We start from the raw sequence: 13,291 nt of genomic DNA on the forward strand, positions 1-13,291 counted from the left end.
TTCATCCTCCTCAAATCTGTGCTTTCATGTATACCGTGAACTGCTTCTTAACCCAACTCTCCTATTGTACCATAATCTGTACCGAAAATAACCGATTACTACAGCAGATTCTCTCTTTTCATTTGCAAAAAAAAAAGCACCCTTCAGCCATTTCCATGGCATCCAGGCACTCCTCATTCATTTTTATTTATCGGGTTTAGAAAATCAATGCATCCAGCGCGTATTGTCCGCCACCTGTCAGGGCCAGAGCTACACCAACCACCAGAATCGCGAGATTATATTCGAATCCGTTCTGCGTGGACCAGTATCCGTTCGCTCCATGGACTTTCACAATCGCGATGACCATCGTCAATGCAATCAGAATGCCACCTACCGGTGTGAGCAGACCCAGAGCCAGCAGCAATCCGCCACCGAATTCCGCGAGTCCAGCCAGCAGCGCCACCAATGCACCGGGCTTCATGCCCATCGACTCAAACCAGCCGCCTGTACCCTTAATCCCGTAACCTCCGAACCAACCAAACAGCTTTTGAGCCCCGTGCGCCATGAACGACAATCCAATCACCAAACGAATCAACAACAACCCTACATCCAACATCATTTTCTTTTTCCTCCATTCAATATATACAAAATAGTATTCTTAGATTAAAGATATTATGCATATTTTTTTCATGATTCTCTGTGACGCAAACCCCTTCAACTGGTTTACATTTTATCTCATGAATGATAACTTATCCGAAACGTTTGCCCGGATGAAGTTTGTCATTTGCGTAACTCTTTAACTCATGTGTTGAGTATAAGTTACATACTTACTTTTTGTCAACAACTTAATTTAAATTACTTATTTCCTTATGATGGATACCTCCCTTTTACCCGCTAAAAAACCTGGGGACACCGCAAAATTGCGAAGTCTCCAGGCTCAGTCATAGTGTTTATGTTGTTAATTCCCTTAACCTAACCGTTCACTTGCCAGATCACGCTGTCCTCGTCCTGACCATTCACCGGCCACCAGTGGAATCCGTCCTGCTCCAGCAGCTTATCTGTCGCTTCTGGTCCCCAAGTTCCAGCAGGGTACGTATGAAGCTCTCCTTGATTCTGCCCCCAGGCTGCTGCGATCCGATCCACAAAGGACCAGGCTGTTGCCACTTCATCCCAACGGGTGAAGTACGTAGAATCACCCTCTGCTGCATCGTGCAGCAGACGTTCATACGCTTCAGGCGAGTTAATTCCAATCATGCAGCTCTGACAGAAATCCATTGCAAGTGGCTGAATTTCGGAATCAGAGCCTGGTTTCTTGGCATTAATTTTGATATATATGCCTTCCATCGGATTCACCCGAATGACTAGCAGATTTGGTTCCAATTTGTACTTTTTCCCAAGGTACACGTTGTTTGGCATTGACTTGAACTCAACTACGATCTCGGTTGTTTTCACCGGAAGACGCTTGCCTGTCCGAATGTAGAATGGAACACCCGCCCAGCGGAAATTATCCACGAATACACGTGCTGCAAAATAAGTCTCCGTATTCGACTGCGGATCAACCTTGTCTTCCTGGCGATACCCCGGAAGCTGCTTGCCACGGTACTCCCCTTCGGCATACTGCCCCCGCACAACGTTGTTGCTCACTTCCTCATCCGAGGTGAACGCCCGTAGAGAGCGTAATACCTTCACCTTCTCATCCCGAATGTCCTCCGGGAATAAGCGACTCGGCGGTTCCATCGCAATCATCGTCAGCATCTGAAGCATATGGTTTTGCCCCATATCACGCAGTGCGCCAGAGTGATCATAATAACCGCCACGTTCTTCCACGCCTACCGTCTCACCCAGCGTAATCTGAACGTTGGCAATATGTTTGTTGTTCCAGAGCGGTTCAAAAAAAGCATTTCCAAATCGAATGACTTCGATATTTTGCACCATTTCCTTGCCCAGATAATGATCAATCCGATAGATTTCCTCTTCACGGAATACCTCACGAATCTGCTCATTCAGATGTTCAGCGGATTGCAGATCATAACCAAATGGTTTTTCGATCACCAAACGGTTCCACCCCTGACTTTCCAACATACCGCCGTCCCGCAAACTGTACGAGACACTGCCAAACAGCTCAGGTGCCAGTGCCAGATAGAACAGCCGGTTCCCCGGCGTGTTAAACTTTGATTCCAGATGCTCCGTTTGCGCACGCAGCTCTTTGAATCCTTCCACATTATTGATATCCAGTGCTTTGTATTCAAAATGATCGACAAAAGCGTTCCACTCATCAGGTTCCCCCGCTGGATAACGGCAGAACTCTTTAATGGATTCATAGATGTCTTCCCGGAATTCTTCTGGGGACCTCGGACGACGTGCTACGCCAATAACCGCAAAGTCTTCGGCAAGCTTGCCTTCACGGTAAAGACTGTAGATGGCCGGAAACAGCTTCCGGCGGGCCAAATCACCCGTTGCTCCAAAAATGAAAAATACTGCACCTGGTGTCTGTACTTCATCTTGCGATTGTTTTTCAACCATGGGCTCCTCTTTCTTCCGGGAAGATAACCTTCACGCTCTCCCCGAGCTATGTAATGGTGTTATATATGCACGACATACAACTGTCAATTACCAGCAAGTTCCTTCTTGGATGTGATGCCATTTTAGCATATCAACTGAATGGATGCACTATTTCAAACTCATTTTTCTGATAAAGATTCTCAATATTGGGTCCTAATTCATGAAAAATTCATCCCTTAATATTCAATCGTAATCACCGGAAACCCCACTGTAATTCGATTGTCGACCTCGTCTCCAACCTGGTGAACTGCGAGTTGCATATTCAACATGTGCGAGCCACTCTTGATCGATAGGGGCAGCTCAGCCGCCTTATAAGAGACACTTGCGCTGGCTACATCCGTATAACGTTCAATGGAGGCGATATCCACATTTTTGGACAGGTCTTTCTCGATGAGTGCTAACTGCTGACTCGCATCACGTTTAATAACATTAGCTGCCGTACCTTGCACAGACATATTCCAGTTTGCCTTCATCCCTGAGTCTACAAGCAGTTGACCGATCTGTTCATGTACTGTCATTAATGCCTTCCGATCCGTGCGTGCATCCCCTGAAATTTGTACGATGGCGTAGTAGCCGTTATCTCCTGTCTCAACGACATTGACCAACAGACCTGCTGCTCCAGTAGCCTCATTAACAACCATCTCACTGCGATACACATCATGGCCCGTCTGGTGTACCCGTACTGGTTGTTCCAGCCCCAAGTGACTGGCCAATAATGCGGTCTGCGCTTGTGCATCTCCTCGGCCTTCTCCTTGCCATTTAATAACCAGACGATCCACATTATCAATCACGCTGTCAGCAGTATAGATTAACTGTTCCAGTTGGGCTACCTTGGGTTCGTTTTTCTCTGCGTATACCTGTGTAACACCGATAAGAATAATGATAGCCATTGCCAAAATACCTGCTGTCATCCAACGATTTAACATTTGAATCCCCCGCTTCTTTCTTTCATTCTATGAATCTATCAACAGCATGCCCCTTTCCCACATTAGCTATACTTCTTCTGCACACAACAAAAAAGCCCCACCCGCCACATGCATGGCAGATCAGAGCTTTCCATTCATCCTTTTCTAGATAAATTGAACTAATCAATATTTACACTCGCACTCCGCTGACAGAACAACCTTCCGATCGCTGTTATCCCCAGATTTTTTGATTCCCTTTTTCAAGGTGAAAATTCGGGCATAAAGGCGAAGTGTATGCTTCCGAAGTAGCTTTCTTTCAGAAAGCTTTTAGCTTCGCTTCTTCAGGTTCTTTCTGTCCTCTCCGTTTTGTGTAAATCTTTAATTCAATTTATATAATCATTTCTTATCTATAACTTCCGCACATTAATGCACGGTTCTTTGGCTTGATTATGATATTGCATATGATCTTGCTTACTCTGCAAGTCCGTTTTTATAAGCATAGATCGCGGCCTGTGTACGGTCGTCTACACCCAATTTTGCCAGTAGGTTTGTAACATGGAATTTGACCGTCTTGATACCAATGATCAGATCATCAGCGATGTCCTGATTCGATTTACCTTTTGCGAGCAACCGGAGTACATCCATTTCCCGGTCCGTCAATTCATCATGCAAAGGAGCTGCTGCCTGTGGCTGCCGGAATCGATTCATCATTTTCGAAGCGACCTGTGACTCCAGAACGGATTGCCCACGAGCGGCTGCGCGAATCGCATCTGCTACTTCATTGGCTCTTGATGTTTTCAACAGATAACTGAATGCGCCTGCTTCAATGACAGGATACATTTTTTCATCATCCAGGTAACTGGTCAATACGATGACTTTGCACTCCGGATACATTTTAAGTACCTGACGAGTAGCCTCAATGCCATCCATGCCTTCCATAACCAGGTCCATCAGAACAACATCAGGCTTATACTCCTGTGCAAGCCGAATGCCTTCCTCTCCACTACCTGCTTCACCAACAACTTCAATTCCATCTTCGGTATCCAGTACCGCTGCAAGACCAATACGTACCATCTCATGATCATCCACGAGCAATACTTTGATCGACGTTTCCGTCTCCGTTTCGACTTCCGGTTCCATTGACATGTTCTTCCTCACTTTCATCGTTCATCAAAGGTATCGTAATCTCAATCCGCGTTCCCTTACCAGGCGCTGTTACAAATTGTATGGCCCCGCCAATCTCCGTAACACGTTCACGCATGTTAGCCAGACCGTAGGAAGCTTGTTTATTCTCATCCAGATCGAAGCCTTGCCCATCATCACGAATTAATACCCGGATCGCATCAGTACGGCGCTGGATCCGTATCTCCATTTTTTCCGCCTTTGCATGCCGTAACGTATTGGACATAGCCTCTTGAACGATTCGAAACAGATGATTCTCGATGCCTTTGATCAGATCAATGTCTTCGTCCATTTCGAGCACAATGTCCATGGGTACTTTTGTTTTCAGTTCCATCACCAGATCACGCAGACCTTGTTCGAGATGTTTACCCTCCAGATAGACTGGCCGCAGATGTAACAGTAACGCACGCATCTCGGACTGAGCTACCGAAGCCATCTCCTCAATCAAAGCCACCTGCCGCTGAGCACGTTCAAAATCCTTCTCCATCTTCCGTCCAACAGCCGTTGCTGTCATGGATATCGCGAACAATTGCTGCGATACCGCATCATGCAGTTCCCGTGCCAGCCGCTGCCGCTCTTCCACAATAGCCGTAATTCTGGATTGTTCAGCAAGCTGTGCATTATGAGTAGATAATCGCTGGAGCGAAGATACCTGATCTTCCCACTTTTTTCCGATTCGTCCGAGTTGCTCACTTAAACGACCCACATCATCATCGCCCAGATCAGGTACAGTGCGGGATAGAGAGCCCTTCTCCCACAGTAGAAGTGTTTCCCGCAGCAGTTCAAGCCGGCGTTTAACCCGATAACTCTGATAGAACCCAAAGACCGCTCCGATTCCAATCAGAAGTAGCAATAGAGCCAGACCCGATTGAATCAGATGACGCCAGCCTGCAAACGGAGCAAGATAACCATATGTATACAATACATACAAAATAACAGCAAGTACAATGAAAACCAGGAGGATCCCTTCACCCATACTTCGGGTTACCATGTCGGTATGTCGTTTTGTCTTCATCGGGGTCTCCTCCTTCTCTTCATCTATTTTACTACGGATTACTGATGTTTAGGTCGCCAACAATATAAGAAATGACAAATTTTGCTTTATGTTCACTGGATTCATATCCAGGCGTTCTCCATACTAATTTGTTCATCATGCCGCTATCTTGTTCTCCAAGAAGATTAATCCGGCCGAAAAGAACCGATGCTTCAATCTCCACACCATAATCTTCTGGTAGCGTAAGGCGAACATTACCCATAACTCCTTGCAGCAGCACAATCGTTTGTTTCTCCTCCGGAATCGAAAGAGATAGATCGGCGTTAACCTCACCTATGGCATGCCACAGACTCATACTACGTAACGTCCAGGATGATTGATCCCAGTAGTAACGAGCCATGAAATTCTGTTTCTTCATAACGCCTTCGTCCAGATGAATCTTTTTGTTTTTTGAATAAAAGTAAGCTAAAGACGCAAGTACAATCAAAAATACAATCATTAAATTATCCAGCAATAACAGTGCCGCACCAATGCCAAGATACCGATGACCTTTGCGGGTATCCCCATTGCGGACTTGAAGCATTCCAACCGTTAACAGAATCAGTGCGGCAGCGGTCAGGAAGTTAATATTGTCATTCAATAACATCATTGTGCCAATAATCATAATGACAACTGCAAGCCATTTACTCTTTTGATTCATCCCCGCCGCACCTCCTCTGTAAGTTAATCTCTCTTTATTCAACGGAAAAGCCATACCAGGCAATGAAGTCCTGTATGGCTTAACTTTTGTTCTACCAACCGTACATTATACACGATTTATAGAATATCATATTGTCCACTAAGCGAACAGTTATTCTTTTGAAGTTCCGTTCTCTTCATTCTTAGAACCATTGCCCATTTTGTTTTTGAGGGCTTGTAATTGCTGATCCACTTTGAACTGTTTTTCCACATCTACAGGATTCGTATACGTGGATGATGTGTTGCGATAAGGTGCACGAGCTACGTCAGCTTCAGCTTCCAGCTGCATGATTTTCTCTTCCATGCGGTGGAATCCAAGTGATGCGCCGCCACTTTCGATCGAATGCAAGCTGTTGATGGAAGACATTTGTTTTTTGGCTTTTGCCATTTGTGCACGGGATACGAGTTCATTACGTTTGTTACGCATTTTGTAGAACTCATCTTTCATATCATGCAACTGTTGCAACAGATCTTTTGCTTGTGCTTCGGACTGTGCATGCAGTTCGCTGTACTCCGTAATTTTTTGATCAAAGTAGATTTTCTCTTCCAGCAATTTGCGTGCCACTTCTTCCTGACCGTTAGACAGAGCAGCTTCTGCTTGGGACTCACGTTGTACCGAAGTACGCTCCGCTTCATCCAAACGTTGTTTCATGCGACGCTCATTTGCCATTTGTTTGGCAACAGTTACCTCTGCCTCATGAATCTCAGCCTCCATATCACGCAAGTACTGGTTCAACATTACAATCGGGTCCTCTACTTTATCCAACATATCATTTACCGATGCTTTCGTCATATCCTTAATCCGTTTAAATACTCCCATTTTACTTTTCTCCCTTCTCGTAACGAGATAATTTTTGGCGAAGCTCTTCAACTTCTTTTTTCAGTGCTTTTTTCTCGATATCTTTCATCATGGAATCAAGTTCACTTTCTTGTGGTGCTCCTGCTCCGTAGGCGTTGTTGTCATAAGAACGGGGACCAGATTGAGGTCTGCCGTTGAATCCAGGGCCGGGACCGAAGTTACCAGGACCTTGCTGGTTGTGATTATTTTGAAAAGGACCTCTTGGTGGCTGGTGATCATAGTTGTTGTATCCTCTACCAGGACCAGGGCCTGGGCCCGGACCGTAGCCATATGGATCATAAGGCGGATACGGTTCTTTTGGTACCACCAGTGCTGCAATAAAGTATATTAACAACGACGTGCCGCCAGTTACGAAGATACTGATAACAAAGATGATACGCAGCAGGGTGGAATCCATTCCGATGGTTTCGGAAATTCCGCCGCACAAGCCGGTTAACATCCGGTCACGCGTTGAGCGGTATAATTTGCTCATGTGCTTGCTCCTTTCGTTTACTTGTATCCTCTTACGTTGGAATCATAAGCATATGGATCAACGTGATTGGATTCCTTTGGTACCACTAATGCAGCGATGAAGTAGATCAACAATGATGTACCTCCCGTAGCGAAAATACTGATGAAGAAAATGATACGTAGCAGCGTGGTACTCAATCCTAGATTTTCAGAAATGCCGCCGATCAAACCTGTTAGCATTCGATTACGCGCCGAGCGGTATAATTTACTCATGTGACTACTCCTTTCTGTCATTGTTCAATTTCTGTCTTAAGCGTTCCAGTTCCTTATCCAGCGTAGAGGATGACATGCTGCCAGTCACTCCTGAACCATCTTGATTCATCCGCCGGATATCGCGGAGACTTTGTGCTTCATATTCGAGATCAGAGACTTGATCATCCAGTCGGTTAAACATACGAGGTACATTCTGACCGTTGTGATTGCCTCTCTGGTTCATACGTTGTTGTAACTGAATCGTCTGCATACGAGCGTAGTAATATTGGCGTTTGCTGTATACATTTTGATATTCAACCTTCAGCTGGTCGATCTGTTCATCCAGCTCCTGTAATGCCGCATAACTTTGTGCATACAATTCATTGTACTGTTCCATTTTTTCCTCGTGGAGGATTTTCTCCTGCAAGGCCAGCTTAGCGAGATGTTCTTCCCCTGCTTTCAGAGCCATGGAAGCCTGTTCTTCCCGTTTGTTCACCATACCTGCTGCCTGATCGGCTTGTTGTTTCATTTGTCTGGTATGGCTTGCATATTGATGACGAAGTTTCTCGGCTTCACCGATGTCTTGGCGGGTCGAGACCAGGAACTGATCAATCAGTTTAACTGGATCCTGACTTTGCTCCAAATGTTCGTTCAGATTGGCTACGGTAATATCCCGCATTCGACGAAATACACTCATTATGTTCTGTCCCTCCTTTTCATAATCGTGAAAACTTAGTACCGACCACGACGACTGCGGTTATTGCTTAGCATTGAGATACCAAAGATGATTAACCCGATCGCGATGATCGGTCCGATCAACCATGCCAGCTTACCCATCAGTGAGATGATACCGATGATGAGAACAATCCAGCCAAGCATCACATTCCCTCGTTTAACTCCGTAGTATCCCAGTGCAATCATCAGGACCGGAATCAGATAACCCATTAAGTGTCCAAGAAGTGGAGTTAACTTTCCGAAGAGGAGTAGTGCACCCAGCGCAATCAATACAATCGCCCAGCCATTTCCCTTATTCAATCTCATAATTGTTGTTCACCGCCCTTTCCATTCGTTCGTTTTAATGTGTTGAGTCATTTGTTCGTTTGTTTCTTGTTTTTTTGTTTCCGTGTTTCTTGTTTAACCTTATGTCCTTATTCTAGGGGATTCCGCGACTTTTCAAAACAGACCGTGGACGGTTTTTCATCCTAGACTCAGGTCGGGGATCTAGTTGGACCTTTGACTGTCCCTATATAAGACCAACGTTCCACCTAAGCTGAATAGCACTCCAGATACCTTCTATTCCCCGTATTCAGGCTACCCTTTAGCCGATATCGACCTGTAGAGAGAATGATGTCCATGTCTCTATTTACGTTCACACTGCAATTTCGTTTCTCATGATTCCGTATTGGATAGTCAGTCCAAGGCGTTTCTCTAGCCTTTTCTGCAAGATCATCTATCAGCAATCCCTTATCTCTGCTCCTATACCCTCTTATAAAATTACTTATTTATCCAAATAAACAAAATTTAGATTGTTCTATATGTAAGCGTTTACTAAAATAGAAAGTGTTATTATTTCTAATGTCAGGGGTGGAACTGAAACTGTGCGACCAATCAGCTATCTCCATAAAATGATCATCTTTGGAATCCTGTTAAGCACCCTGCCCATTTTGTTAACGGGAATTGCCGCATTTATCTATTCATCGAACCAAACTGAGCTGCATCGTACGCAGGCCAACAGACAGTTGCTGGAACAAATGCAATCCAACGTAGAGCACAAACTCGCTACAGTCAGTTATATGCTTGATCAGGCCGTTCGCTCTCCAGTAACCCTCCGTTCCCTGTCTGCTTCTTCTTCACTGGAAGGGAAAGGGCCTTTGCTTGCCGACAAACTACAGAGTGAATTTAAGAATATGAGGTCATGGGAACCTATGCTGGATATTACCCTGGTGAATCAATCTCAGAATTGGCTTATTGATCATGCCGGATTATATCGTAATACGGATTTTCCGCTGGCTCTTCCCATGAAGGAATTGATATCGGATACGCTAACCTCTGGATGGCAGCTCTCCCCTTCATCGGTGTTCAGTAATGATGAGCGTTCACCCGGTACAGGCTGTATTTATCATATTGCCCTTGCGAGATCTATTCCGGATCTAAATACGTCTTCCGATGCTGCTCTGATTGCGGGAATTCCTGCATGCTCTTTGCAAAATACACTTGGAGAAGCCTTCTTAGGCAATGCTGCCTCAGGACTGATCATCTTGAATCGGGAACAACGTATTTTGGTCCATCCCGATCCTGTATACATTGGACAACCTTTGTCTGCCTTAGGATTACAGGATCGGGATACGGAAGACAACATAACCAAACTATCACCCATTACATTTTCAACAGGCTTTGAAAAACGGGAAGTCAAGATCGCAGATACACATTATTCCCTGACATATAGCCCTTCTACCTTAAAAGGATGGACATATGTTCTAATCTCACCTACCAATATTCTGACACAAGAATATATCGATATCGGCTTACACACCTTGTATATCAGTATCTTCTTACTTTTACTTTCATTATTACTCGCCTGGCTCGGCTCCAAGCGAATGCATGTCCCGATTCGTAAACTTTTAACCCAACTTGGTGACAACCATCTGTCCAAAGAAGGAAAAACATTAGCTCAGCAATCACCACCATTTTCTGATGAGTTCGAACAGATTAGAGCAGGAGTCTCACAATTATCTGCCTCTCGCTCCCAATTAGAGAACACACTTAATATGCATCTGTTGCAGATTCGCACTCATTTTATGATCAATCTGTTCCAGGGTAAGATCCCTGTTCATACTCTTCATGACACCTTGAATGAATATGGCTACACGCATCAGGTTCGGGAATGGCAACAAATTGCTGTTATTACATTACAGGCCGATCTCGTTAATCATACAAAATATAGAGCTAGTGATCGTGACCTCTTATTATTCGCTATTCAAAATATATTGGCGGAAACGGTTGTGCATAACCAACAATTGCTTCCCATTGTGCTGGAACATACGGTAGTCACGGTGATTGGGACCGTTGAACAGGATCAGTTTATTTTTTCACAGCAACTATATGTATTAACAGACCAGTTACAACAACAGATGGATAAGATTCTAACTCTTCAAGTCAGTATAGGATTCAGCCAGCCGCACAGCTCTATATATCACATCCCTCAAGCTTACACAGAAGCTATGGAAGCATTGAGGCATCGGATGAAGCTGGGAACAGGCATTATTTTTCAATATGAGAACATAGATCATTACGCTCCCACTTGGCCCATGACCTACCCGGAATCATTGGAATATTCATTGATCCAAGCTATTCAAAGTGCGGACGAAGTCCAGGCCTCTGCTCTTCTGCAACAACTGCTTGAAGTGATCTTTGGTATGGAGGTTACACCCGAGGAGTATGAGGTGGCTCTTACGAGGCTACTCACGCATATTTTGCAAATGACTCAGGAATCCGGCATACGACTCGGACAGATCTCCCAAGGTCGGGGCTCGATGTTTCATGAACTTCATGGTTTGCAGTACGCTGCTGAAGTTGAGGAATGGTTTAACCATCAAGTCATCTTGCCCATCATCCAGGTTTTTAAAGCAAGACAGTATGCCCAGTATCAACATATATCTGAGAAAATGATTGCCATGATTCATCAAGATTATGATAAGGATCTGACGCTTGAGGAATGTGCTGTTAAGCTTCACTACAATGCCAACTACTTAAGTAGTGTTTTCCGCAAAGAGACAGGCTGTGCATTTAGTGAATATCTGACCAAGTACCGATTTAATATCGCTAAAAAATGGCTTGACGAAAGTGATCTAACCGTTAAAGATATCGCAGCACGACTTCGGTACAACAATCCACAAAACTTTATCCGATCATTTCGTAAATGGGAAGGAATCACCCCCGGCCAGTATCGGGAGCGTAAGCAGAAAGCAGAAGTGTCGAACCGAAATTAGAAAAGGAGTACGATTGTAAGTCGTACTCCTTCGGCCAGCTTGGATACCTCTCCATATGGCTCCCCGAACAGGGCCAGGGCTCGGACCTGTGACAACTCGATTAACCGTTGATTGCTCACCAACTGAAATTTCAGGGAATATGCTTCAGAGATCATCTCTGAAAACGAGGTATGTGTTTTGTTTTTCGTTGTCTCGAACATCTCTAAATAAATGAGGGTCTGGTTCAAAGCGGTCGATGAATTAGTGGCTTCAAAAAAGAGGGAGCTTATAACCTGCACCCTTCACCTACAACTTCACTTCTGCAATCTTAACTTCATATGTTTCACACGTGCATCTTCTTGTTTGGTAGTACGATGCTTCCTAGTGTCATCTTAGACGTTAGACTACATTGTCAGTCTCAATTCCTGATTATCAGTACACGTGCCAAGCTTATCCGATTTATCGCTTATCCTTAGTGCGAACTGTTTTCATATTGGGTTGTTCAAGTTGAATTAGAATTTTGCCAAACCTTGCTCCACGTGAGAAGGTCACCGTACTATCCCTGTACGTATCCCGAATGTACTTCTCAGCCAATCTGAGAGAATCTTCATCGGATGGGAACTCATACGTATTAAGCCATTCTGGCAGCTGCTCGATAATCTCTTTCACCGGTAATTCAAATGAGTTAACTTCTCTCGTAATAATCATCGTATAAGAATAACCCTTCAAATACAGCAACTGTTGGATATACCCCATATCACCGGCCATGTATGAAGAAGTTACTCCCAGTACATCCTTAAGTTCATCCATTAGTGTGTGTTCCTTCTGTCCCGCCATAGTACTTATATACACATACTTCCGGGCGCAATTAATTGCCTGCTCAATCGTTTCCCAATCCGACATCGCCGGACACATGGATGCAAATGCAAAGTCATATTTCTTCTCCCAACCCTTATCCTTAATGGAGATTTCTTCATATCGTTCGTTTACAATTTCGATATTGGATTCCAAAGATGAAGGTATCGTCTCTTTCATAAGGGAGACAAGCAACTCCGAAGGCTCAACTGCGGTCACACTTGCTCCCTTTTCCGCAAAAGGAATGGTAAATATGCCTGAGGCTGCTCCAATGTCCAAAATGGATAACCCTGCAAAATCTACACCCTGATTCTCAATCCAGCCCATAATGCGCTCAGAACGCTGCTTTCCTTCTTCAGTGAACGACTGTGCATGATAATCCCTGGCCCACCGCTCAAAAGCTTCTTCTGTATTAAAGGGGACGCTTTTCTTCTTATATTTTGAACTTCTCGGACGATTCTTCCATGCCTCTTCCCATACAGAAAGATCAAATAACAGATCGGTATCCAATACATTTTTTCCATTAGTCACTCTACTTCACTCCTCT

13 protein-coding genes are annotated in these 13,291 nt (G+C 44.5%); 1 reads left to right on the forward strand and 12 read right to left on the reverse strand.

Features of this window, described 5'->3' with window-relative positions:
- Nucleotides 1–196: 196 nt before the first annotated feature.
- The 11 genes from NZ043_RS04225 to NZ043_RS04275 form a co-directional block, all read right to left on the reverse strand.
- On the reverse strand, nt 197–595 hold the full coding sequence (locus NZ043_RS04225; RefSeq protein ID WP_053783291.1) for a DoxX family protein: 399 nt from the start codon (nt 593–595) through the stop codon (nt 197–199).
- A 356-nt stretch (nt 596–951) separates the two neighbouring features.
- Nucleotides 952–2,502, reverse strand: a complete 1,551-nt coding sequence (gene zwf, locus NZ043_RS04230) for a glucose-6-phosphate dehydrogenase (RefSeq protein WP_339310774.1) — start codon at nt 2,500–2,502, stop codon at nt 952–954.
- A gap of 215 nt (nt 2,503–2,717) precedes the next feature.
- On the reverse strand, nt 2,718–3,467 hold the full coding sequence (locus tag NZ043_RS04235; RefSeq protein ID WP_339310776.1) for a YwmB family TATA-box binding protein: 750 nt from the start codon (nt 3,465–3,467) through the stop codon (nt 2,718–2,720).
- 450 nt (nt 3,468–3,917) lie between these two features.
- The gene (locus tag NZ043_RS04240) at nt 3,918–4,586 is read right to left on the reverse strand and encodes a response regulator transcription factor (RefSeq protein ID WP_091020933.1); all 669 of its coding nucleotides are present in this window, start codon (nt 4,584–4,586) and stop codon (nt 3,918–3,920) included.
- The gene (locus NZ043_RS04245) at nt 4,528–5,643 is read right to left on the reverse strand and encodes a sensor histidine kinase (RefSeq protein WP_091037970.1); all 1,116 of its coding nucleotides are present in this window, start codon (nt 5,641–5,643) and stop codon (nt 4,528–4,530) included. Before NZ043_RS04245 ends, NZ043_RS04240 begins: the two co-directional genes overlap by 59 nt.
- Before the next feature lie 31 nt (nt 5,644–5,674).
- Nucleotides 5,675–6,322, reverse strand: coding sequence for a cell wall-active antibiotics response protein LiaF (gene liaF, locus NZ043_RS04250; protein ID WP_036605686.1), 648 nt, complete (start codon nt 6,320–6,322; stop codon nt 5,675–5,677).
- Between the two features lie 150 nt (nt 6,323–6,472).
- Complete coding sequence (locus NZ043_RS04255; protein ID WP_339310778.1) at nt 6,473–7,180, reverse strand: PspA/IM30 family protein; 708 nt, start codon at nt 7,178–7,180, stop codon at nt 6,473–6,475.
- Between the two features lies 1 nt (nt 7,181).
- The gene (locus tag NZ043_RS04260; RefSeq protein WP_264935287.1) at nt 7,182–7,691 is read right to left on the reverse strand and encodes a PspC domain-containing protein; all 510 of its coding nucleotides are present in this window, start codon (nt 7,689–7,691) and stop codon (nt 7,182–7,184) included.
- Nucleotides 7,692–7,708: 17 nt separating this feature from the next.
- The gene (locus NZ043_RS04265; protein WP_017692313.1) at nt 7,709–7,942 is read right to left on the reverse strand and encodes a PspC domain-containing protein; all 234 of its coding nucleotides are present in this window, start codon (nt 7,940–7,942) and stop codon (nt 7,709–7,711) included.
- A gap of 4 nt (nt 7,943–7,946) precedes the next feature.
- Entirely contained in the window at nt 7,947–8,618 is a 672-nt protein-coding gene (locus NZ043_RS04270; RefSeq protein ID WP_017692312.1) for a PspA/IM30 family protein, read from the reverse strand.
- A gap of 35 nt (nt 8,619–8,653) precedes the next feature.
- Nucleotides 8,654–8,962: a hypothetical protein gene (locus NZ043_RS04275; protein WP_017692311.1), complete on the reverse strand. Its 309-nt coding sequence runs from the start codon at nt 8,960–8,962 to the stop codon at nt 8,654–8,656.
- Nucleotides 8,963–9,519: 557 nt separating this feature from the next.
- On the opposite strand from NZ043_RS04275, the gene NZ043_RS04280 reads away from it, so the two are divergent.
- Entirely contained in the window at nt 9,520–11,910 is a 2,391-nt protein-coding gene (locus NZ043_RS04280) for a helix-turn-helix domain-containing protein (protein ID WP_091037979.1), read from the forward strand.
- Between the two features lie 438 nt (nt 11,911–12,348).
- Here NZ043_RS04280 and NZ043_RS04285 read toward each other — a convergent pair whose 3' ends face one another.
- Complete coding sequence (locus NZ043_RS04285) at nt 12,349–13,275, reverse strand: methyltransferase domain-containing protein (RefSeq protein ID WP_339310782.1); 927 nt, start codon at nt 13,273–13,275, stop codon at nt 12,349–12,351.
- Between the last annotated feature and the right edge of the window lie 16 nt (nt 13,276–13,291).

This window comes from Paenibacillus sp. FSL k6-2145 (genome assembly GCF_037976585.1).
GTDB lineage: Bacteria > Bacillota > Bacilli > Paenibacillales > Paenibacillaceae > Paenibacillus.